Source organism: Yoonia sp. F2084L, from assembly GCF_023015625.1.
Taxonomy (GTDB): Bacteria; Pseudomonadota; Alphaproteobacteria; order Rhodobacterales; family Rhodobacteraceae; genus Yoonia.
In genome coordinates this window covers 300,821-321,665 of record NZ_JALKAH010000001.1, presented here as the reverse complement: position 1 = coordinate 321,665, position 20,845 = coordinate 300,821, and the positions used below count along the sequence as shown (strand labels likewise).

24 protein-coding genes are annotated in these 20,845 nt (G+C 57.5%); 3 read left to right on the top strand and 21 right to left on the bottom strand.

Annotated elements, in window-relative coordinates:
- Positions 1-2: 2 nt before the first annotated feature.
- From MWU60_RS01505 to MWU60_RS01495, 3 genes are read left to right on the top strand one after another with little or no spacing between them, the layout of a single operon-like run.
- Complete coding sequence (locus MWU60_RS01505; protein WP_247225277.1) at positions 3-1,367, top strand: pyruvate dehydrogenase complex E1 component subunit beta; 1,365 nt, start codon at positions 3-5, stop codon at positions 1,365-1,367.
- Between the two features lie 8 nt (positions 1,368-1,375).
- Positions 1,376-1,654 (top strand): DUF5076 domain-containing protein, encoded by a 279-nt coding sequence (locus MWU60_RS01500; protein ID WP_247225276.1) that lies wholly within the window; start codon positions 1,376-1,378, stop codon positions 1,652-1,654.
- A gap of 12 nt (positions 1,655-1,666) precedes the next feature.
- Entirely contained in the window at positions 1,667-2,959 is a 1,293-nt protein-coding gene (locus MWU60_RS01495) for a pyruvate dehydrogenase complex dihydrolipoamide acetyltransferase (RefSeq protein ID WP_247225275.1), read from the top strand.
- A 51-nt stretch (positions 2,960-3,010) separates the two neighbouring features.
- Here the strand turns inward: MWU60_RS01495 and cysE are convergent, their stop codons facing one another.
- The 21 genes from cysE to fabF all read right to left on the bottom strand — a co-directional run bounded on the left by cysE (position 3,011) and on the right by fabF (position 20,620).
- On the bottom strand, positions 3,011-3,820 hold the full coding sequence (gene cysE, locus MWU60_RS01490) for a serine O-acetyltransferase (protein ID WP_247225274.1): 810 nt from the start codon (positions 3,818-3,820) through the stop codon (positions 3,011-3,013).
- A gap of 82 nt (positions 3,821-3,902) precedes the next feature.
- Positions 3,903-4,196 (bottom strand): hypothetical protein, encoded by a 294-nt coding sequence (locus tag MWU60_RS01485; protein WP_247225273.1) that lies wholly within the window; start codon positions 4,194-4,196, stop codon positions 3,903-3,905.
- 2 nt (positions 4,197-4,198) lie between these two features.
- Positions 4,199-8,095: a glycoside hydrolase TIM-barrel-like domain-containing protein gene (locus MWU60_RS01480; protein WP_247225272.1), complete on the bottom strand. Its 3,897-nt coding sequence runs from the start codon at positions 8,093-8,095 to the stop codon at positions 4,199-4,201.
- Positions 8,096-8,101: 6 nt separating this feature from the next.
- Entirely contained in the window at positions 8,102-8,533 is a 432-nt protein-coding gene (locus tag MWU60_RS01475) for an NlpC/P60 family protein (protein ID WP_247225271.1), read from the bottom strand.
- Positions 8,530-9,414, bottom strand: coding sequence for a DUF2163 domain-containing protein (locus tag MWU60_RS01470; RefSeq protein WP_247225270.1), 885 nt, complete (start codon positions 9,412-9,414; stop codon positions 8,530-8,532). The genes MWU60_RS01475 and MWU60_RS01470 overlap by 4 nt, the downstream gene beginning before the upstream one ends.
- Entirely contained in the window at positions 9,411-10,043 is a 633-nt protein-coding gene (locus MWU60_RS01465) for a DUF2460 domain-containing protein (protein WP_247225269.1), read from the bottom strand. The genes MWU60_RS01470 and MWU60_RS01465 overlap by 4 nt, the downstream gene beginning before the upstream one ends.
- 8 nt (positions 10,044-10,051) lie before the next feature.
- On the bottom strand, positions 10,052-10,720 hold the full coding sequence (locus tag MWU60_RS01460; RefSeq protein WP_247225268.1) for a phage tail tape measure protein: 669 nt from the start codon (positions 10,718-10,720) through the stop codon (positions 10,052-10,054).
- Positions 10,704-10,898 carry a rcc01693 family protein gene (locus MWU60_RS01455; RefSeq protein ID WP_247225267.1) on the bottom strand — a complete coding sequence of 65 codons (195 nt, stop codon included), beginning with the start codon at positions 10,896-10,898 and terminating at the stop codon, positions 10,704-10,706. The genes MWU60_RS01460 and MWU60_RS01455 overlap by 17 nt, the downstream gene beginning before the upstream one ends.
- Before the next feature lie 3 nt (positions 10,899-10,901).
- Positions 10,902-11,216, bottom strand: coding sequence for a gene transfer agent family protein (locus MWU60_RS01450; RefSeq protein WP_247225266.1), 315 nt, complete (start codon positions 11,214-11,216; stop codon positions 10,902-10,904).
- Complete coding sequence (locus tag MWU60_RS01445) at positions 11,216-11,632, bottom strand: phage major tail protein, TP901-1 family (RefSeq protein WP_008235178.1); 417 nt, start codon at positions 11,630-11,632, stop codon at positions 11,216-11,218. Before MWU60_RS01445 ends, MWU60_RS01450 begins: the two co-directional genes overlap by 1 nt.
- Before the next feature lie 28 nt (positions 11,633-11,660).
- Positions 11,661-12,074 carry a DUF3168 domain-containing protein gene (locus MWU60_RS01440; protein WP_247225265.1) on the bottom strand — a complete coding sequence of 138 codons (414 nt, stop codon included), beginning with the start codon at positions 12,072-12,074 and terminating at the stop codon, positions 11,661-11,663.
- Entirely contained in the window at positions 12,071-12,409 is a 339-nt protein-coding gene (locus MWU60_RS01435; RefSeq protein WP_247225264.1) for a head-tail adaptor protein, read from the bottom strand. Before MWU60_RS01435 ends, MWU60_RS01440 begins: the two co-directional genes overlap by 4 nt.
- Positions 12,406-13,005 carry a hypothetical protein gene (locus MWU60_RS01430; protein WP_247225263.1) on the bottom strand — a complete coding sequence of 200 codons (600 nt, stop codon included), beginning with the start codon at positions 13,003-13,005 and terminating at the stop codon, positions 12,406-12,408. The genes MWU60_RS01435 and MWU60_RS01430 overlap by 4 nt, the downstream gene beginning before the upstream one ends.
- A 171-nt stretch (positions 13,006-13,176) precedes the next feature.
- The gene (locus MWU60_RS01425; RefSeq protein WP_247225262.1) at positions 13,177-14,358 is read right to left on the bottom strand and encodes a phage major capsid protein; all 1,182 of its coding nucleotides are present in this window, start codon (positions 14,356-14,358) and stop codon (positions 13,177-13,179) included.
- A 32-nt stretch (positions 14,359-14,390) separates the two neighbouring features.
- On the bottom strand, positions 14,391-14,921 hold the full coding sequence (locus tag MWU60_RS01420; RefSeq protein WP_247225261.1) for an HK97 family phage prohead protease: 531 nt from the start codon (positions 14,919-14,921) through the stop codon (positions 14,391-14,393).
- Complete coding sequence (locus MWU60_RS01415) at positions 14,918-15,130, bottom strand: hypothetical protein (protein ID WP_247225260.1); 213 nt, start codon at positions 15,128-15,130, stop codon at positions 14,918-14,920. Before MWU60_RS01415 ends, MWU60_RS01420 begins: the two co-directional genes overlap by 4 nt.
- Positions 15,120-16,301 carry a phage portal protein gene (locus tag MWU60_RS01410; protein ID WP_247225259.1) on the bottom strand — a complete coding sequence of 394 codons (1,182 nt, stop codon included), beginning with the start codon at positions 16,299-16,301 and terminating at the stop codon, positions 15,120-15,122. The genes MWU60_RS01415 and MWU60_RS01410 overlap by 11 nt, the downstream gene beginning before the upstream one ends.
- 112 nt (positions 16,302-16,413) lie before the next feature.
- A complete protein-coding gene (locus MWU60_RS01405) occupies positions 16,414-17,694 on the bottom strand; it encodes a terminase family protein (protein ID WP_247225258.1) in 1,281 nt (426 codons plus the stop codon).
- Positions 17,624-18,088 carry a hypothetical protein gene (locus MWU60_RS01400; RefSeq protein ID WP_247225257.1) on the bottom strand — a complete coding sequence of 155 codons (465 nt, stop codon included), beginning with the start codon at positions 18,086-18,088 and terminating at the stop codon, positions 17,624-17,626. The genes MWU60_RS01405 and MWU60_RS01400 overlap by 71 nt, the downstream gene beginning before the upstream one ends.
- Positions 18,089-18,203: 115 nt before the next feature.
- Entirely contained in the window at positions 18,204-19,361 is a 1,158-nt protein-coding gene (mltG, locus tag MWU60_RS01395) for an endolytic transglycosylase MltG (RefSeq protein WP_247225256.1), read from the bottom strand.
- A complete protein-coding gene (gene fabF / locus MWU60_RS01390; protein WP_247225255.1) occupies positions 19,361-20,620 on the bottom strand; it encodes a beta-ketoacyl-ACP synthase II in 1,260 nt (419 codons plus the stop codon). Before fabF ends, mltG begins: the two co-directional genes overlap by 1 nt.
- Positions 20,621-20,845 lie beyond the last annotated feature (225 nt).

The following is a 20,845-nucleotide window of genomic DNA, read 5'->3' as shown; positions in this document are numbered from 1 at the left end:
ACATGGCCGTTGAAATTCTTATGCCCGCCCTTTCTCCCACAATGGAAGAAGGCACATTGGCCAAATGGCTTGTCAAAGAGGGCGACACCGTATCGTCCGGCGACATCATGGCCGAGATTGAAACCGATAAAGCCACGATGGAGTTTGAAGCCGTCGATGAAGGCATCGTTGGCAAGATTGTCATCGCCGAAGGCACCGAAGGTGTGAAGGTCAACGAGGTCATCGCGATCCTTGTTGAAGAAGGTGAAGATGTACCTGCCGCCGGTGCCGCACCTGCTGCTGCACCCGCAGCCGCTGCGCAAGAGGCACCCGCCACAGCCCCTGCTGCTGCGGCCCCTGCCGCTCCCGTTGCAGATGCGACCCCGGATTGGGACGCAGATGTTGAGGTCAAGCAAACGACAGTGCGTGAAGCCCTGCGCGATGCGATGGCCGAAGAGATGCGCCGCGATGAGGATGTTTTCCTTATGGGTGAGGAAGTGGCTGAGTACCAAGGTGCTTACAAGATTTCCCAAGGTCTGTTGGATGAGTTTGGCGCAAAGCGCGTCATCGACACACCAATTACCGAGCATGGTTTTGCTGGCATCGGTGTGGGTGCGGCCTTTGGCGGTCTCAAGCCAATCGTTGAATTCATGACATTCAACTTCGCCATGCAAGCCATTGATCATATTATCAACTCTGCAGCCAAGACCCTTTATATGTCTGGTGGTCAGATGGGCGCACCCATGGTGTTTCGTGGTCCAAACGGTGCCGCGGCGCGCGTCGGCGCACAGCACAGCCAGGACTATGCCGCCTGGTACATGCAGATTCCCGGTCTGAAGGTCGTGATGCCCTACTCCGCTGCTGACGCCAAGGGCCTGATGAAAACCGCGATCCGCGACCCCAACCCGGTGATCTTCCTTGAGAATGAGATCCTTTACGGCAAGTCTTTCGATGTGCCGGTGATGGATGATTTCACCATTCCTTTTGGGAAAGCAAAGATCGAGCGTTCCGGCGATGATGTGACCATCGTTAGCTTTGGGATCGGGATGACTTATGCGTTGGCTGCTGCTGAAAAGCTGGCGGAAGAAGGCATCAATGCCGAAGTGATCAACCTGCGCACGCTCCGTCCCATGGATACGGCGACGATCCTTGCCTCTGTCCGCAAAACCAACCGCTGCGTGACCGTTGAGGAAGGCTGGCCGCAAGGCAGCGTCGGTGGCTATATCAGCGGTGTGATCATGCAAGAGGCATTTGATTATCTGGATGCCCCGGTCATCACCTGCACAGGCAAGGATGTTCCGATGCCATACGCCGCCAACCTTGAAAAACACGCTTTGCTGACCGCCGACGAAGTCGTCGAGGCCTGCAAAAAAGTAACCTACCGCTGAGGTGTAAGATGTTTGGCAAGAAAAAGAAAATTGAGCTGGAGAACCCGCTAATGGTTGCGTTTTTCGAGGAAGACGGCTCACTGAACGTCCGGATTGATGCAAATCAACTCCAGAACCCTGGTTGGGCGGGAATTATATTAGCCGATTTTGAACAGCATTTTGCGAACGCATTGGTGCATGTTGGCAAGGCCTCATCCGTGGATGGCGCGCTGGCAGAGATTCGAGCAATGTACCAAGCCGAAATAGATAATCCTACAGATACGCCAACTGGCAAAATGGAAAGTTGAAAGGTCAATAAGATGCCCACAGAAATCCTGATGCCTGCCCTGTCCCCCACGATGGAGGAAGGCACGCTAGCCAAATGGCACGTCAAAGAGGGTGATACTGTCTCCTCTGGTGATATCATGGCTGAGATCGAGACCGACAAAGCCACGATGGAGTTTGAAGCCGTCGATGAAGGCGTGATGGGCAAGATCGTCGTGCCTGAAGGCACCGAAGGCGTGAAGGTCAACGATGTGATCGCCGTGTTGCTGGAAGATGGCGAAAGCGCTGACGATATCGGTGATATCTCTGCCGGTTCATCCGCCGCTGCCGCGCCGTCTTCACCTGACCCTGCGCAGAGTGCCGCGCCAGCGGCCGAGAAGCCCGCGCCGACAGCCCCTATAAAGGATGGCACGCGCATCTTTGCCACGCCACTCGCACGTCGGATTGCCGCTGATAAGGGATTGGACCTGACAGCAATCTCAGGCTCTGGTCCCCACGGTCGCATCGTCAAAGCTGATGTTGAGAACGCAACTGCCGCGCCCAAAGCCGCAGCCCCTGCGCCAAAAGCAGCAGCGTCCACCGCGACAATGGCCGCTGGTCCGGACACGGATGTTGTGCTCAAGACCTACGCCGATCGTCCATTCGAAGAGGTCAAACTGGACGGAATGCGCAAGACGATTGCAGCGCGTCTGACAGAGGCCAAGCAATCCGTGCCGCACTTCTACCTGCGCCGCGACATCCAGTTGGATGCACTGCTCAAGTTCCGCAGCCAGTTGAACAAGCAGCTTGAACCGCGCGGTGTGAAACTGTCGGTCAATGACTTCATCATCAAGGCCTGTGCCCTTGCCCTGCAGCAAGTGCCGGAAGCCAATGCCGTCTGGGCCGGTGATCGCACGTTGCGGTTTGAAAAGTCCGATGTCGCCGTTGCCGTGGCGATTGAGGGCGGCTTGTTCACGCCAGTGCTGCGCGACGCTGAGATGAAATCACTCTCTGCGCTGTCATCCGAAATGAAGGATCTTGCCGGGCGTGCCCGCGAACGCAAACTCGCACCCCATGAATTCCAAGGCGGCAGCTTTGCAATTTCCAACCTCGGCATGTTCGGCATTGATAACTTCGATGCGATCATCAACCCACCACATGCCGCGATCCTTGCGGTAGGTGCTGGTGCGAAGAAACCAATTGTTGGCGCGGATGGAGAGCTGACAGTAGGCACGGTCATGTCGACCACGCTGTCGGTCGATCACCGGGTCATTGATGGCGCACTGGGTGCAAACCTGTTGAATGCAATCAAAGATAACCTTGAGAACCCGATGACGATGCTGGCGTAAAAACGGTTTCAGAAACGAAGGACGGCGGCGCATCACTGAGCCGCCGTTTTGCTATTTCGACGTCTTCAGTATCTGATCCATTGAGATCGAAGGCTGCGAACACCCTGCCTCACCGACAATCTTGGCTGGCACCCCCGCGACGGTCTTCATTGGTGGCACCTCTTCCAGAACCACAGACCCCGCAGCGATCCGGCTGCAATGCCCAACCTTGATGTTGCCCAGCACTTTTGCACCGGCACCGATCAACACGCCATCGCCGATCTTGGGGTGGCGATCATCGTCTTCTTTGCCAGTGCCGCCCAACGTGACCGAGTGCAGCATCGAGACATTATCGCCCACAACCGCAGTCTCGCCCACAACAATCGAGTGCGCATGGTCAATCATAATCCCCTGCCCTATACGCGCAGCGGGATGAATATCAACGCCAAACATCTCGCTTGTGCGCATCTGGATGAAATAGGCCAGATCACGACGATCATTGTTCAAAAGCCAATGAGCAAGACGGTAGGCCTGCACAGCTTGAAAACCTTTGAAGAAGATCAGTGGCTGCATGAACCGATGGCAAGCCGGGTCACGGTCAAAGATTGCCACAAGATCGGCGCGAGCCGCTGACACCAGTTCTGGCGCCGCGACATAGGCCTGATCCGCAATCTCGCGCAAAATCTGCTCTGACATCTCGGGCGATGCCAGTTTCATCGAAATCCGGTAGGCCAGCGCCCTTTCGAACGACCGGTGGTGCAATACGCCCGCATGGATCAAGCCCCCCATCAAAGGCTCATCCGCAATGGCTGTTTCAGCCTCTTCGCAGATGCGATGCCAGACCGGGTCAATTTCTGTCAGACTTGGTTGTGGATGTGCCATCACACGTACCTCGCTTGGTTAGGACCCTATCTTTAGATCAGATTGGGCCGCTAAGCCAAGAACAAACCTGTGATGGTTCATTTCACAGATCTTGATCACTGCGGTCCGCAAGAAGGCCTTCGATAACGACGCGCAATGCAGATAGGGTTTCGGGACCGATTTGCGCCGGTCGCCCCGCTTGGCGGTAACCTGCTGCCGCAGACATCAGCGTGCCGCACCCAAAGCTTCGGTGTCGCTTCCCAGTCTTCTTACGATAGCGATCAGCGATATCGGCCTTGCGCAGCAAGCCTACCATAATGCCCACCCGGTCACCCGGATCATGCGCCAGCAAGACCCGGGCGGCCATCTCGATATCCGCTAGTTGCACTGGGCGCATGGCTAAAGCTGCACGCCGACAAACGGCCCGGCGCCAAAACGATCAGAGAGTTGTGCGACCTCAAGCACGTAAGGTGTATTGCCAACATCAGCTGTCCGATCCGCGGCAGAATATGTCCAGTTGGTGCTGGTCAGATTCACCTCACGGCGTATCGCCGCTCCTTGCCTGATGCGCAGCACATAAGCCTCACTATCCTCGCCAAGTGGAATTTCACCATCCGCCCAAAGACCGCCATCAATGCGGCTTGACCTGATCCACGACACGCCGAGATCTCCGCCGATACTCTTGGTTCGCAAATGCACCACCGGATAAGGCCGCAACCCGTTGCCCTGAAAAGCGTGGGCTTCATAACGGTAACTTGGGTCGGTGATCGGCTGTTTGGCCGGGCCAAAACGGAAGTGTCGCTGGTTACCACGCGATGCTGTCGGTAGAACGATCTGCGTGGGCACCGTATTCATCAACACGACACGCGATCCGACAGGCCAAACATCAGGCATCATTCCCCCTGTCCCTGCCTGCCCACGCAAGAACCCCGTCAACGCATAACCACGTTCAGAAATCGGCAGTGCGTTCTGGAACTGCATGATTTCCCATTGGTCCACAGAACCGTCACCAATCGCGATGGTATTCGCGCCTGCGAGCAAAGCATCCTGGGTCGCTGAGCTGAGAGCACCGTTGACCAAGGCCACTTCAAGCGCCGCTTGCCTGTCCCAGACACCCACAGGTCCACGGGCTAAAGCTGTCTGCGTCATGCCAAGCGTCGCTGCCTCATTCAAGGTCTGGTGCAGGGCATAATCACTATCCTGAGGTGCTCCGTAGACCGCGATGCTGCCTGGCCACGGACGGCCAGAGACGGCAACATAGGGCGCATGCGGTAATTCATCGCCGGTCAACAAGGGCAAATCCATGAAGACCAATTCGGCAGGCACCGGTCCTACAAAAGGCTGCATCACCACGGCTTCTTCCGGCATAATCTGCTGGCGGTAAACCTCAGGCTCAATCCGGGTCGCTTCGATCAAGCGCAAGCCTGCGTCCTCAACCCGGTCCACCCGATAGGTTCCTTTGTGCCCCTTGGTGTCCAGTTCCACCACATCGCCTGCACCCACATCCAGATGCGACGGCGGCACGGCAAAGCTGGCTGTATCACGGCCAATCCGTGCCTCTTGCAGCCAACGCGCGATGATTCTTTCACCTTCGCCGCGGGTCAGGACCAAAGGTACCTCGCTCCGCGTGGTGGCGAAACTCACCTCATCAGGCAAGGCGATCTCGGCTGCGATCGCATCATAGTCACCATCCGCATGGACGTGGGCCAGTTGAACACGACCCGTTATCTCGGCTGCGGCAGCACGGGTCAGCGCGAGCGACTGATCACTTTCCGTATTTAAGGCAAGCGTGTCGTCGGTCAATTGGTGGTCGACGGCCCCTGTGCGTCCGCGAAACACCAGAACGCCATCACGTTCGACAGCGTCAAAACCATAGGCCAGCATCAAAGGCTGCAATGCCGCACGCCCAGTCCCTGCGTCGTTCACGGTGTAGCCACGCACGACGCCAAATAGAGCGGAAACATCATAATCCTGCACACCAGATCGCTCGCAAATCTCTGCAACCACCGATGCCAAAGACCGGTTCGTCGCCCGACCATTAAGCCAATGGCCCAGCGCATAGTCACTACCATCAGCCCAAAGGCTGCGATTGCCGGGCCAGAATGGATAGGGCCGCGCGTCCCACCCCCAAACGTGCATTCGATCGGTGGCAAGCATGCGCCCTGCGTATTGGGATGACATCGGGTTGTTCTGGCTTTCAACAAAGTGCTCAAAAACGGCCGTCAGATACTGCATTTGCATCATGTCATCACGATTGCCAGTCGACTGATCGGGCAGCACAGCATCGTCAGAGCGCGGATCAAGGATCCGCCCGGGCCGATTGGCCGCTTTATCAATGGCAGGACATCCAAGGGTCGTGAACCAAAGCGGCTTGCTTTCTGGCACCCAAGCCGTTGCTGTCACATCGCGAACCCCGCCAACGCGCTGGTGATGCGGATTGCGCCACCAATCGGCAAATGCCTTTTGCTGCCACAGCCAAGGCTCATCATGTGGATCGGTAATCGCTGTCCGCCGCTGCGCGGCCCGCGCCTCTGGCGTGGTATAGTACCAGTCAAAGCCTTCGCCACCCGCGACGTTTCCTTTCAGATAGGCCGCGCTGTAGATCGACCCGGCCTGCGCATCCAAGTGGTCATCAGTGTCGCGCCAGTCAGCCAGCGGCATGAAGTTGTCAATCGCCACAAAGTCGATGTCGGGATCCGCCCAAAGCGGATCAAGATGAAAGAACTTGTCCTGCGTGCCCGTCGGGGTGTGGCCGTGGTATTCGGTCCAATCCGCCGCATAGCTGATCTTGCAATCCGGTCCAAGGATCGTGCGTACGTCGCCCGCCAGGGCCCGCAGCGCATCGACAAAAGGAAAGCTGTTACCAGGCCCGCGCACCTGCGTCAGCCCGACCATTTGCGATCCAAGGCAAAAGGCCGAGACCCCCCCGGCTGCCGCACAAACATTGGCATAGTGCAGAATAAAGCGGCGATAGCCCCAATCTGTCGGTCCGTTGTAGCTCACAACGCTGCCAGAAATCGAAAAATCCGCAATCGCTGCGGACCCCAAAAACGCGGCAACCTCTGCAGCGGCTACAGATGTGCCGTCTGGCGTGCCATCAACCCCCGGCGCACGCGACGTCGTAACCCTGCCGCGCCACGGCAGGATGGGCTGACCCTGCACGTCGATCCATGGATCAGGCAACGCATTGCCCTCGATCTGTTCCATCAACATCAGCGGGTAGAATACAGTCTCAAGCCCTCGCGCATGCAAATCTGTAATCGCCTCGATCACAGCGGCATCAGCGGGCGTACCGTCATAGGCGGGCGCATCATCAATCTGCGCCACGGTGTCCGCAACGCTGCGTAGCACGCTTGAGACACGCCACGGCATCGCGGGGGCATCGGCACCCCCTTGGGTGACTTTGGGCATGACAGTGCAGTCGCCGCAGCGCAGATCATCACCAAACCATGCCACCGGCAAAACAACGGACCCACAGGCAGGCAAATCACCCTGCATCGCATCCATGGACGCGGTGAAATCACTGCCGCCCACGGGCGAGTTCGTATTGACAGCCGAACGGCTGCCAAATCCCTTAGACTGGTACACCTGCGACGTGGCCAAAGCATACTCACCGGTCCCGGTCATCAGCGCCGTTCCGGTAATCCTCTGCGCCAGCTCCATGCCCACATCAGGTGCCGCGCGCATCACCTCAAATGTCAATTGCGGGATACGATTGCCAAACTGGCCCAAGGCCAAGTCTTCTAATACAACATAAGCAGTTCCGCGATAGGCAGGCGTATTCTCTGCCCCCTCAAGCACCGCAATCTTTGGATCGGGGAGTTGGTCTGCCGTTCCAGCATAAACACGCATATTCAGGTTTTCAGGCGAGATCTCCTCGCCATCGGCCCAAACCCGTCCAACACGACTGATTACGCCTTCGCAAAGGGCAACGGCAAGGCTGACCGAATAGGAGTAAGTCGTCGTGGTCGGCTGCGCAGACGAACTGCCCTTGCCCCCGCCTGATGTTGCGCTGTTTTCCTGAAACTGCGACGCCCAGATCACCTGCCCGGCCACACGCATCCGGCCATAGACTTGCTGGATGTCGGCGCCCTCATTCGCGCCGGTGACCCGAAAGCGATCAATGCGCCCAGTTTCAACCGGTTCACTGCCGGACCCCATCAGTTGCTGATCAATGCGGCGCCCGATAGCGGCACCAGCCGCACGGCCAATCGTAGCCATCGACAGCCCCAGGATCGAGCCACCAATCGACCCACCAAACGCCATTCCAGCCGCAGAAAGTGCAATTGTCGCCATCAGAAACTATCCTTTTTGAAAAGCAAAACGTGCCGTAATACGCCTGCGCCAAGGGGCAGACAGCGGGCTTTGCACCACACCGTGACCGGAATAGGCGTGAATGAAACTCGGGGTGGCATCAGCAGAGGCCAAAATACCCACATGCTTGGCCACGGCACCTTTGCGCATACGGAACAAAAGCACCTGCCCCGCAACCAGCGGAGCATCCCCGACAGGGTGCAAATGTCGCAATGCGGCATCCATTAACAGCTCCTGCCCCTGCGGCTCTGACCAATCAGCGGTATAGGCCGGGATCTGCTCGGGTTCTGCGCCGTGAACCTCGCGCCAGACACCCCGCAGCAAACCAAGACAGTCGCATCCCACACCCTTGACCGAGGCCTGATGCAAATACGGCGTGCCAATCCAACCGCGGGCAAGTGCAACGACATCCGCGCTCATCGGCTCCGGCTCCCGCCGCTACTGGGCTTGTCCGAGCGTGGTACACTCACCAGCCAGTCATCGCCAGGAATGTCGGGAAACCCCTGAAAGTTGAGAAAGTTGTCAAACTTCTCGCGGCAGGTTTCGGCACGCTTGTCGCAACCTGCTGTTAATCGCAGACGATCACCAACAGCAATTGGCGCTGAAATCGGCACCCAAAGCGTCACCTGACGGTCATCTGTGCCGCCGACATCCGCCTTGATAAGTCCGCTAAGACCGACAGCATCTCCGCTCAAAACCTCAAGCTGTCCACCCTCAAACCAACCGGCATTAAAACTGTCGCTGCCCGTCACAGCAAAGCGCTGACCGTCGGTCGGTGCCGTCACATTATACTCGAACACATAAGATGGGTGATCCGTCACAAAGCGACAGCGCTGGTCACCCAGTATCGCATTGCATTTCTTCAGGTATGAACGCCCCTGCGGTTGGTTCAGCGCTTCCGTTAAGCCAAGCAATTCTGCCTGAAACCCACCTGCCGCACGCGTAATCTCACCCAATGTCCCGCGAAAGCGCAACTGCCGGATCGCCACGTCATCCCAACACACCAGCCAGGTCAGCACCGTTGCGCCATCATAGCGCCCCGCCAGGATATCCGGTTCCGTGATGGCATCGGCGCTTAGCACACCAACAGCTTCGGTATTATCAACAGACAATCCGGTGGCACTTGCCACCGCACGGGCGCTCAGCCCGGTTTCGGGCGTAAATGTGATCCCGTCAAAGACCAGCGGGCGGTCATGGTCGGTAAATCCCAACACTCTCCCGTCCCGCCGTCTGACAGACCAGCAATGACAGACATGTGTGGTTCCGGTTCCCAGGTGATCCAACAAAGCAGACTGGGTCATAGCCGGATCTCCACGACTGGCACATTGGGCACTTCGCCGGCCTGAAAGCTCGAAACCGAGGTCATGATCACATCAGTGTCAAAGCGCACGGGCACGTCAAATTCAAACCCTGCACGCACCTCAGCACCTGCGTCGGGTGGGTTCGTGAAGGTCAGCAGGCCACTGTCGTAATCCACCGCGTAATCAACGCCTTGCTGAAAGGCATCACCGCCCACCTCAACACGGACAGAGCCCGGCACAGGCTTGGCAATCGGGCGGGTATAGGCAGCATTGCCTGACCGATAGGTCTTGCAAAGCTGAAACACCGAAGTCACCTCATCACCGACGGCAACCAACTGATCGGACGCGTCAACCGCACAGGATGGGCGGCATGATTGATAGTCGCTCCAATCCTTCCAACGAAAGCCGATTAACTGGCCCTGACAGGCCTCAAAGAAAGCAATCAGCGTTTCAACATCGTCCAAGGACCGCAGCCCCATCCCCGCGTCATAGCGACGGCGAGCATGCGCCCATGGCGTGTTGCGCTCTTCAAAGCCATTCGCCAGCGTCACAATCTCGGTCCGGCGTTCCGGCCCACCCAGCGCGCCAAAGCTTAAGGACGCGGGGAATCTCACATCATGGAAAGTCATATCGGCTCCTACCTATGGCGTTCGCTACGGCCCAAGACACGGGACATCTGTGCGGCGATCTGGCCGCGACTGCGCTGGAACCCCTGCACATCCGGGGTGGTGATATTCATGTTCACTGTGACTGCCCCGCCGCCCGCGCCACGCACGCCCAAGCGGCCGTCAGGACCACGGGCAAGCGGCATAATCGCCTCTGGGCCTGCTTCACCCATAAGACCAGTGCCGCCGCGCATCGGAAAACTTGTGGGGCTGCTGACAACACCGCCCTTGGCAAATGGCATAACCCTGCCTTGGGTAAACGCCCCGCCATCAGCAAAGGGCATTAGGCCTGATATCGCTGAATTCAATCCACCTGCCAGCAACCCGCCAAGATGGTTCGTCACCGGGTTCACCGCCGCCGCATAGGCCGTGTCAGCCATCTTCGCAGCTAAGCCACCCAACACATCTGTCAGGCTTTGACCATCCAAGACCAGCCCATCGAAAGCCGATCGCAACCCTTGGCTAAACCCGCGTTGCAGATTGCCAAGGTCACGCGTCGTATCACCCAAAGATCCCTGGACAGAGCGTAACTGATCCTCAAATGCAGCCGTCATTGCCGCGGTATCAGCAAGCGTGTCTCCCAACCCACCTACATCGCTTTCAAGCGCATCAATCTTGTCGATGTCATCCATCATCTTCATCCTTCACGTCATCAGGAAAATCGCGCAGCAGAGCATCAAACTGCGAGCGGCGCATCGGGGCCTGCGCACCGGTCGCACCCGATATGATCTGCAACTCTGCCGGGGTCAGCGCCCAGAAATCACGGGGGGTGAGGCGCAACTGGTGCAACCCCTTCTGCATCAAACCTGCCCAGTCCATCGGCTATTCCGGCACCGCAAACGCACGCGCCAGCATCAACGCGGCAGCCTGCGCCGCACCGACCGGACCACCCGCAATCTCAGCCGTCATCAGATCTGCTGCGGTGCCCGTCCATCCGCCACCACGCAAACCCGCAACAACAACAGCCATCACATCAGCACCCGAAAAAGCCGCTCCCTCAAACCGGCGAATAAGATCAACCAATGACCCCTCACCAAGGGCCGCTTCCAATTCAGCAAGGGCACCCAGCGTCAGCTTGCAATCATGGGACACCCCATCAATCACAATCGCCACTTCACCAGTCCAAGGGTTCGCCATCAGATCAACGCCACAAAGGTCAGCGCACCAGCGGAAGCCAGCGACAACTCATAAGTCGCCTCCCCATTATGCGATCCCGCGTACTCGACAGACGTGATCTGAAATGGCCCTTGCAGCGTGCCAAACCCTGGGACAATCACCTGAAAATCAGGCGTTTCCCCATCAAAGAAAATCTGGCGCGCACGTTCATCCGTCGCCTCGTCCTTGAAGACGCCAGAGCCCGAGATCGCGGCGGTCTTCACACCAGCCCCACCCAGCAACTCGCGCCAACCTCCTGTGCTTTCCAGACTGGTCACATCCACCGTTTCAGCGTTCAAACTGATCCGTGTTGCGCGCAGCCCGGCAGCCGTTTCAAACATACCGCCGCCGGTCATATCAATTTTGACCAACAGGTCCTTACCATTTTGTGCAGCCATCTGGCGTACTCCTCAAGAATTGGATTGGTTACGTGTCATCCGCCACGCGGGCACGAAAAATCAGGTTGATCTGGCGGACAGCACCACTGCCCACGCGGGCGGCCTTGGCCTTCAGAAAATGCAAGGAAACCAGCGATCCACGATCCAGCGCCAATGGCGCATCAATCAGCGCATCACTCACCGCAGCAGCAGCCGCCTTGGCAGTGGCAAAGCCTGCACTTTGGGTCACGACAGTGACCGTAAACTGATGCCAGGCCCCGGCTCCGGTCTTGTCGGACGCGTCCCGCACATCCTCGGCCCCCAGCACCACATAAAGCGGCGGCAAAGCCCCCGTGGGCAATGCATCGTAGATGTGCACACCCACCAAAGCATCCAAGGCACTATCCGCGCGCAACCGCTGAAACACGGCCCGTTGCAAGGCCGCCGCAACACCATAACTCATGGGGCCACCTCCTCTTGCGCATGGCAAGTCAGATAGGCGGCCTGCACGCCAGCTTCGGCCACAGCGTAAATCTCAAACACCCGCGCCCCATCGCGAAAGCGTTGGCCTGCCACGGGGCGCGAAGGCGCACCGTAAGGGGCCGCACGGACGGTAATCCGGTAAGGCACACGGGAAAAAGTCGCCGCTGTCTCGGCCTTCTCACGTCCAGACCCGGCCTTCACCTCGGCCCACACCACGCCCAAAGGCTCCCAATCGCGGGTATAGCCACCGGCACCGTCAGCGACCTTCAACGGGGCCTCCAGCACGAGCGAGCGATTCAATTGCGGCGCGGTCATACGCGGCCACCCATGAACAAACGAACGGTGCGATAGCTTTCAATCAAAGCCAGCACGCCAATCGGCATCGCAGGGGTGCTACGGGATACATCATGGCGATACTCATAAAAGTGAGCGCCCAGCAGCATGACCGCCTGTGCCAGATCGCTCGGCAAATCAGTCCACTCGGGACCAAAACCCGCCAACATACCAATACGTACTGATCCACCTGTCGCAAGCGCTGGCAAACACGTACCAGCCGGCTGCAAACTCGGACGCTGCATATCAGGCTCCAGATACCAGCTACCCGCATCCACAACCGTCTCTTGCCCCTGCATATCCAACAGCGTCACATCACTGATGGCATTCACCGGAGCCACGGGCAGTGGCTGGCGGCGGGCGTCACGCCAAGCGGTCAAAGTCCAGCTAAACTCGCGCTCAATCAAGACCTTACCCGTACGGGCCTCAATCGCGGCCATCGCCGCACGCAGATAGCTTTCCAGCACGGCATCCTGAACTCCATCGTCGGAAAAACCCGACCCGAGGCGCAAATGGTCTTTAAACGCGGCGACCGGAAGCGCCGACATGGGCACGGTGGTCTCTTCGACTAACATCATGGAATTACTCCGAAAAATCTTATACCACATCGGGCGACAGACCCCGGGCGCACCCGCCCCCCGCATTGCTCGGACGGAAGGGAACTGCTAGACAATGCGAGGATTGTCTCAATGTGCGCCCGGGCTGGGCACCGCGTGAAACACGCAGCACCCCACTCACGAACTCAGCGTTTAGCTGGCCGCGAATTTCAGCAATTTGATCGCCGCAAAATCGCTCACAGCACCACCAACGCGCTTGGTGGCATAGAACAACACATGCGGTTTGGCAGAGAACGGATCACGCAGAACACGCAGATCAGGACGCTCAGCCACAGTGTAGCCTGCATTAAAATCACCAAAGGCAATCGACAGCGAATTGTCGTCAATATCCGGCATGTCTTCAGCAATCAGCACGCGGTAACCCATCAGACGCGCAGGCTCACCCATCGCAATGCCATCAACCCAGACAAAGCGACCGTCATTGTCCTTAAGCTTGCGAATATGACCAGCGGTTTTGGAGTTCATGACGAAAGTCGCATTGGCGCGATACTCAGCACCCAGCGAATAGACCAGATCAATGATCGGATCAGCGCGGGTGATGCCACCGGCTGTCTCAGATGGTACATAACCAAGGCTGCCCCAGGCCCAGCTGTCATTGTCGACAGTTGGATAAGTCAGCATACCCGTTGGCTTGTCCACGCCATCACCGCTGATGAATGCCATTGCCTCAGAGCGGGCAAACTTATCCGCAATCCGGCCAGCCAACCAACCTTCGATGTCAAACGCGCTGTCATCCAACAAACGCTGCGAGGCTTTTGGCAATGCAGAGAGTTCATGCAAAGGAATTGAAATACGCTCAATCTTCGGCGTATCCGTTTCGCCAACAGCGGTGGCCTCAGTGGCCCATCCGGCGCCCATCTCAGAATGGTCAACCAGCACGTCGTAAGAGGTCGCATCCACGTTCACAACCGCAGCAATAGACCGGATCGAAGCGGTCGAAGACAAGGTGCTTTGAATAGTATCCGCAGTCTGTGGATCAACCAGATAACCGCCATCAGCAGCCACTGCCGTGCCCATTGCCTTGCCTTCCATCTCAAGGCCACGCAAGCCATCATCATCGCCAGAGCGCAGATAAGCGGCAAAGGCTTTCTGGTGTGGTGCATCCTCAGATGCCGCATGGGCAAGTGCCGTGCGCGAGGTCATCATTGTCTTTCTGTCCAGCTTGTTCATCCGGTCATCCTGTTTTTGAAGTTTGGCATTCACGCCGTGGGAAAAGTCTTTGAAATCGCTCATGAACCCGGCAATCGCCGTATTCAGAGACTGGGCAGGAGACATATCTTCCCCGGCCCGAGACGTGGTCTCAGTCTTACTCATCAATCAATCCTTTGATCGTTGCTCGGGCGGGCTCAGTCCCGCGCCATCATTTGGCGCGCACCCTCGAATGCCGCAGCCATCTCGCGCATTGCAGCGGCTGCCGGATCATCGCCCTTCGCCCCCACACGCGCATCAGGAAGCATCGGGAACGTCACCAAAGACACCTCCCAAAGCTCCAGCTCAGACAAAAGGCGTCCGCCTTTGTCGTCCTTGCGGGCCTTCACGGTCCGGTAGCCGATGGACAGGCCATCAATCGCCTTGGCAGCAATCAAAGACGCCGCCTCACGGCCCTTAGCCACATCTGTCAGCAACCGTCCCTTGACCCATAATCCGGTGGCATCTTCACGCACCTCGTCCCACACACCAATCGGCTGGGCCGGGTCATGCTGCCACAACATTTTCACACCGCGCCCTTTGGCAAGTGATACGCCATAAGCGCCCTTCTCAACCGTATCGCCGCCTTGATCAGACTTACCAAACAGGGACGCATATCCGCTGATCACCGTGCCGTCTGTAACGGTCACCTCAGTGCCAAGCGCACAAAACTTATGTTCTAAATTCATGATGCAGCTCCACTCAGCGCTTTAACAATTTCAAAAACCAACAAACCAGCACAGCCACAGACAATCATCCATATCTGCCATTCCAGCCGGGTCACCATGAACTCAATCCGACCCAAGCGAACATCGACCTGCGCAAACCAGAAATCAGATACAGGCGGCGGTGTATCCCGGCGCGGCTTGCCATCCATTTCAATAACTTTAGGATCCATCACCCACCTCCAGCGCTGGCAATCCAAGCAACGAACGTTTCTCTGCATCCGTCAAAAACGCAGCCTCACTCACACGGCGCCACTGGGCATCCCGTTCGGCCGATAAAGCGGAAATCTGATCCAGATCAGGGCGCAACATCACGTCCTCCCCTGCATAATCCGACAACCAAACAGCAATCGCAGACATCACACGGGTCGCCAGCGGCAAGACCGTCAAACGATAAAACGCGCGGTTGGCTTCCTGATAGTTGGCGTAGGTCGCGTCACCGGGAATACCCAACAGCATCGGCGGCACCCCAAAGGCAATCGCAATCTCACGTGCGGCAGCCTCTTTGGTCTTCTGAAACTCCATGTCAGACGGCGAGAACCCCATCGGTTTCCAATCAAGCCCGCCCTCTAACAACATCGGACGACCCGCATTCTTGGCACCCTGATGCTGCGTCTCCATCTCGCATAACAACCGATCATATTGATCATTGCTCAGCGAAGACTGACCATCCGCGCCGCGATACACAATCGCACCAGACGGACGGGCCGCATTATCCAGCAAAGCCTTCGACCAGCGCGAGGCCGCATTATGCACATCAATGGCCGAGGCCGCCGCCTGAAGCGCCGAGAACCCGTAGTGATCATCTTGGGGGTGAAAGCTCTTGATATGGCAAATCGGGCTCAAGCCCTCGCTCACGTTGAAGCGATGCTTCCGCCCATTCACCATATACTCATAGCCCACAGGCCAACCATCGGCGCCGGGCACAACAGACATCCGGTCAGAGCGCAGCACATGCATCTCAGCCGGTAACGCATCATCAGCGACCGCCTCCAGATAGCCATTGCCGGTCAACAACAGCTGGCCAAACAAAGCCTCCAGCAGTTCCGCCCGGCCCTGCCCCGCATTAGGACGCGCCAACAGCGCTTGCACCGGATGCGCCTCATAGCGACGCGCATCATCCTGCACGACCACCGGCAAAGCCGCAGCCGCCTCCGCAATCAATTTCACCGCACGAAACCCAATCGGGTTAGCTGAGAACCCAGCCTTCGTCAGCGACACCACATCGCGCGGCGACCAGGCAACACGACCGGCACTAGACATCGCCATCACACGACCCGTAGCCGAGGCCTTGGCCTCAACAGGTGCCGCATCTGGCTTGGTACGGTTTAAAAATTCAAACATTCAAAACTCCTAGTGCCGGCCGGTGGTGACCATCTGCAGTTCACGAAAAACAATTTGCCTCAGCGGGATTAGGAAATTGAGACAGCACCGTGCGACAGCACGCGCAACACCCTCAAAGCCCACGAATACTGGGGTTACGCCACTTTGCAGCAGGTTCGATCATCAAATCAAACAGGGCCCAGACCAAGGCATCGACACGGTCAGGTGATCCCTTGCCGTCAAACCCACGGCTGGTCATCTGCGCCATCTGATCCTCTAGCTCTGACAGCCCACGTACATGGCTCACGCGCCCTTGCTCATAAAGCGCCGCGATCGGCTCTGCCCGCGCGACCTTGCCCTTGCTGGCATGCACCGACCGGTAAGGCACCATCGCATCAACGCCGCGCAAGACAGCCTCCACCATGTCACCGCCCTGATTGACCTCGGCCACCAAACGATCCGCCCCATGCCTGCGCATCGCCACAATCGCAGCCTCTGCCCAAGCCGTCGGACGCGCAGCGGCCATACTGGCATCTTCCAACACGACAGCATGCCAATCATGCACATCGCCCTTCATGGACACCCCGGCCACAATGATCCCGCATTCATCAGACCCCGCATGCGACGTTCCCGGCGGATCGATTGCCACGACAATCCGGTCAAGGGCCGGAACCTCAGCCACCTGACACCGCGCAAGATCGGAAGAGGTCCACAGCGCGCCCTCGACCTCGGTCAGCATCACGCCGTCCATCTCCTGACGCCCCAATGACGTGCCGCCGTAGCGCCCCTCAATCTCTTTGAGAAAACTATCTGCCAAATTCGCGCGGTTCGCCTGCGTCGCCGCATGGGTCACCACAGTCGTATCCCGCTCCAATAAATCACTCAGCATCTGCGACTTGCGCGGCGTGGTGGTGACACAAGCACGCGGGCTATCGCCCAGTCGCAGCGCAAACTGCAACATATCCCACGCTTCGTCGCCACGGCGCCACTTAGCCAACTCATCCGCCCAAACCGCATCAAATTGCGGACCACGCAAACTATCCGGATCATGCGCCGAAAACACCTGCGCCTCGGCCCCGTTCGGCCAAACCAGCATGCGACGACCCGCAATCCACTCAGGACGGCGATCAGGGGGACAGATAGACAAAATCCCGCTGTCACCAAACACCATCACCTCACGGGCCTGATCCATGGTTTCGCCGACCAAGGCCACACGACGGGCCGCACCGGGCGCATGAGGCAACGCGCCCTCCACCATCTTGCGGACCCATTCGGCACCGGCACGAGTTTTCCCCGCACCACGACCGCCCAAAATCACCCAGGTCCGCCAATCACCGCTCGGTTCAATCTGATGCGGCATCGCCCAGAAGTCGAACAGATAGGGCAGCGTTACAAGCTGCTCTGGTGTCAGCATCGCAAGGAAATCCGTCTGCCAAGAGGCTTTGGCGGAGGCGATTAAGTCGGCACCCGACATCAAAGCGGACTGCGTCATAGTCGATGGCATCTTCATCTGGGTCACTTCCGAGTTTTGCATGAAAACGCTCCTCAGCGGTCACCACCTGCAGGTGTGCCGCATGTAATTGATTAAGTTTGGTCAGAACGTCTTTGAGGGCCACATCCTCATCCGCCTTGAAAGCGGCAATCATTTGCTCCAGCAGCTTACGAATATCGCGTGATAGCAAATCAACCTCAGCCAGTCTTTCGGCAGCAAGGAATTCGGGACTAAGCCCCGCATCTTTTTGTTCATTCATTGTAAAATTCAGACCTGTAAGGAAACTTCCGTTACGGTCGAGCGGCAAGGATCGCATTCACTGATCCCGGTCTTCTAGCATGTGTAAACTACGCCAGACACTGCCCAAAGTCAATTTGGACAATACTCGCGCCAGTGCGGATAATTAAGCTTTCATTAACGAAAGCAACACCTTACCCGTCACTCGCGCGTTCGGCCTCTATCTCGCGCCAGCGCGCAACATTGCGGTTGTGATCGTCCAGATTGGTTGCAAACGCATGGCCGCCAGTGCCGTCAGCCACAAAGAAAATATACTCTGTGGTATCCGGGTTCAGTGCTGCTTCAATCGCGGCCTTGCCGGGGTTGGCGATTGGCGTCGGCGGCAAACCCTCAATCACATAAGTGTTCCACGGGGTCGCGCCGCGCAGCTCGCTTTGGCGCAGACCACGGCCCAGCACACCCTCGCCACGGGTGATACCGTAGATCACTGTCGGGTCTGTTTGCAGACGCATACCACGGTTCAAACGGTTCACGAAAACACTTGCAACCTGTCTGCGTTCTTCAGGTACGCTGGTCTCTTTCTCGATAATACTAGCCAACACCATCGCCTCTTCCGCGGACAACAGCGGTAGACCCTCCACCCGATTTTCCCAAGCGGTCGTCATGATTGCGGCCTGCGTATCGCGCATCCGGGTCAAAACAGACGAAATCGTATCCCCTTCTCGCACAATATAATCCTGCGGGGCCAAAGACCCCTCAGCGGGTACATCAGTGATGTCAGATTGCAGAATATCCATCTGGCCCAAGGCATTCAAAATCTGCCAGCTTGTAGCACCCTCAGCGATCACAATGCGGTAGGTCGCTTCGCCATCGGCACGTACTTCAGTGTAAGCTTCAGGCACCTCGGCCTCTCCGGCTTGAAAGCTCGCCAGATCAATAAATTCATTCGTTGCGGGATCAAGCTCACGCACATCCACAATCGTGCGGTTAATACCAACACGGTAGATCACCTCAGCGCCACAGGTATTGCGCCCACCCCGAGTCACAATATCGATGATCTCCTCCATCGAAGCCTGCTCCGGGACACGAAAGCGCCCCTGCTTCAGCAACCCAGATTTGTCGGTATAATCCGCACCAGTCTCAAAAATGAAGGCCGAAGAGATCGCGTCCCTTTCAACCAAATCAGCACTCAACCGGCGCATTGTGCCGCCGCTCGGCACCTCAAGGCATATCGCCGCATCCAATGGACCAGCGGCACTGTATTGCCGCGTGCCCCACGCCACGACGCCAGCCATCAGAAACAGGCCAACAATCAAAAACGTAAAAGCATTCGCAGCAATATGACGCCACATCAGTCCAGTTTCCCAAACACAACGCTAGCGTTCGTGCCGCCAAAACCAAAGGAGTTCGACAACGCCACATCAATCTTCGCAGGAACTTTCCCATTGGCGCAAAGATCGACAACCGTCTCACAATCCAAAGTATCGAGGTTGATGGTAGGCGGAGCCACCTGATCGCGAATAGCCAAGATCGAGAATATCGCCTCAATCGCACCCGCAGCCCCCAAAAGATGCCCGGTCATCGACTTAGTCGAAGACATCTTCAACGATTTGGCAGCATCCCCCACCAACCGCTCAACAGCACCCAATTCAATCGTATCAGCCATCGTCGATGTACCGTGGGCATTGACATAATTGATCTGGCTCGGCTCAATCCCGGCATTGCGGCAAGCTGCACGCATCGCACGCTCAGCCCCTTCGTGATCAGGGGGCGGCGCCGTAATATGGTGCGCATCGCCACTCAAACCATACCCCAGCACTTCGGCGTAAATCTTCGCACCGCGCGCCTTAGCGTGCTCATACTCCTCAAGCACAACAATCCCCGCGCCCTCACCCATGACAAACCCATCGCGATCCGCATCCCACGGACGACTCGCCACTGTCGGATCATCATTATGCTTTGTGCTCAATGCCTTACAGGCATTAAAGCCGGCCATGCCCAATTCACAAATAGCCGCCTCAGCACCACCGGCAATCATCACATCCGCATCACCATGCTGGATCAATCGGGACGCATCACCAATCGCATGCGCACCTGTCGAACAGGCCGTCACAACAGAATGGTTAGGCCCGCGAAACCCATACCTAATCGACACCTGACCAGAAATCAGGTTGATCAACGCACCGGGCACAAAAAATGGCGACACTCGACGCGGACCCTTGTCGGCCATCATCACCGCCGTATCGGCGATTGAGTTCAACCCACCAATACCAGAACCGATCAGAACACCGGTCCGCTCCTGCGCTTCGCGGTCCTCAGGCATCCAACCGGCATCTTCAACGGCCTGCTGTGCTGCGGCCATGCCGAACAAAATAAAGGTATCGACCTTACGCTGCTCTTTGGGTTCCATATAGGCGTCCGCGTTGAACGTCCCGTCCGAACCATCGCCCAAAGGCACTTCACACGCGTATTGGGTTGTCAATCGGCTGGGGTCAAAACCGGTGATTTTGCCAGCGCCAGACTGGCCGTCCAAAATCCGCTCCCACGTATTTTCAACACCATCTGCAAGGGGTGTGACCAACCCCAGACCTGTCACAACAACTCGACGCATATTCTGCCCTCACCTCTTGGCGTGTTTAGCGTCACTGATAGCGCAGCGACCACCACAGGGGCAAGAGCAGCAATCCAGATCGGCAAGGAATGCACGATGGCATTTCACCAGTGCTTAAGGCGTTTGGCGTAGGACCATCGCAATTGTGAAAAGGACACAGTTTTGCGGCGGTTTGGATTGGTCTCTATCTTGCTCATCAGCATGCTGGGCGTGGCAGCGCCCGCA

Bases quoted from the DNA above. Each gene is read 5' to 3' on its own strand.
- MWU60_RS01505 (WP_247225277.1), top strand. From the start codon at position 3: ATGGCCGTTGAAATTCTTATGCCCGCCCTTTCTCCCACAATGGAAGAA.
- MWU60_RS01500 (WP_247225276.1), top strand. From the start codon at position 1,376: ATGTTTGGCAAGAAAAAGAAAATTGAGCTGGAGAACCCGCTAATGGTT.
- MWU60_RS01495 (WP_247225275.1), top strand. From the start codon at position 1,667: ATGCCCACAGAAATCCTGATGCCTGCCCTGTCCCCCACGATGGAGGAA.
- cysE (WP_247225274.1), bottom strand. From the start codon at position 3,820: ATGGCACATCCACAACCAAGTCTGACAGAAATTGACCCGGTCTGGCAT.
- MWU60_RS01485 (WP_247225273.1), bottom strand. From the start codon at position 4,196: ATGCGCCCAGTGCAACTAGCGGATATCGAGATGGCCGCCCGGGTCTTG.
- MWU60_RS01480 (WP_247225272.1), bottom strand. From the start codon at position 8,095: ATGGCGACAATTGCACTTTCTGCGGCTGGAATGGCGTTTGGTGGGTCG.
- MWU60_RS01475 (WP_247225271.1), bottom strand. From the start codon at position 8,533: ATGAGCGCGGATGTCGTTGCACTTGCCCGCGGTTGGATTGGCACGCCG.
- MWU60_RS01470 (WP_247225270.1), bottom strand. From the start codon at position 9,414: ATGACCCAGTCTGCTTTGTTGGATCACCTGGGAACCGGAACCACACAT.
- MWU60_RS01465 (WP_247225269.1), bottom strand. From the start codon at position 10,043: ATGACTTTCCATGATGTGAGATTCCCCGCGTCCTTAAGCTTTGGCGCG.
- MWU60_RS01460 (WP_247225268.1), bottom strand. From the start codon at position 10,720: ATGAAGATGATGGATGACATCGACAAGATTGATGCGCTTGAAAGCGAT.
- MWU60_RS01455 (WP_247225267.1), bottom strand. From the start codon at position 10,898: ATGGACTGGGCAGGTTTGATGCAGAAGGGGTTGCACCAGTTGCGCCTC.
- MWU60_RS01450 (WP_247225266.1), bottom strand. From the start codon at position 11,216: ATGGCGAACCCTTGGACTGGTGAAGTGGCGATTGTGATTGATGGGGTG.
- MWU60_RS01445 (WP_008235178.1), bottom strand. From the start codon at position 11,632: ATGGCTGCACAAAATGGTAAGGACCTGTTGGTCAAAATTGATATGACC.
- MWU60_RS01440 (WP_247225265.1), bottom strand. From the start codon at position 12,074: ATGAGTTATGGTGTTGCGGCGGCCTTGCAACGGGCCGTGTTTCAGCGG.
- MWU60_RS01435 (WP_247225264.1), bottom strand. From the start codon at position 12,409: ATGACCGCGCCGCAATTGAATCGCTCGCTCGTGCTGGAGGCCCCGTTG.
- MWU60_RS01430 (WP_247225263.1), bottom strand. From the start codon at position 13,005: ATGATGTTAGTCGAAGAGACCACCGTGCCCATGTCGGCGCTTCCGGTC.
- MWU60_RS01425 (WP_247225262.1), bottom strand. From the start codon at position 14,358: ATGAGTAAGACTGAGACCACGTCTCGGGCCGGGGAAGATATGTCTCCT.
- MWU60_RS01420 (WP_247225261.1), bottom strand. From the start codon at position 14,921: ATGAATTTAGAACATAAGTTTTGTGCGCTTGGCACTGAGGTGACCGTT.
- MWU60_RS01415 (WP_247225260.1), bottom strand. From the start codon at position 15,130: ATGGATCCTAAAGTTATTGAAATGGATGGCAAGCCGCGCCGGGATACA.
- MWU60_RS01410 (WP_247225259.1), bottom strand. From the start codon at position 16,301: ATGTTTGAATTTTTAAACCGTACCAAGCCAGATGCGGCACCTGTTGAG.
- MWU60_RS01405 (WP_247225258.1), bottom strand. From the start codon at position 17,694: ATGCTGACACCAGAGCAGCTTGTAACGCTGCCCTATCTGTTCGACTTC.
- MWU60_RS01400 (WP_247225257.1), bottom strand. From the start codon at position 18,088: ATGCGATCCTTGCCGCTCGACCGTAACGGAAGTTTCCTTACAGGTCTG.
- mltG (WP_247225256.1), bottom strand. From the start codon at position 19,361: ATGTGGCGTCATATTGCTGCGAATGCTTTTACGTTTTTGATTGTTGGC.
- fabF (WP_247225255.1), bottom strand. From the start codon at position 20,620: ATGCGTCGAGTTGTTGTGACAGGTCTGGGGTTGGTCACACCCCTTGCA.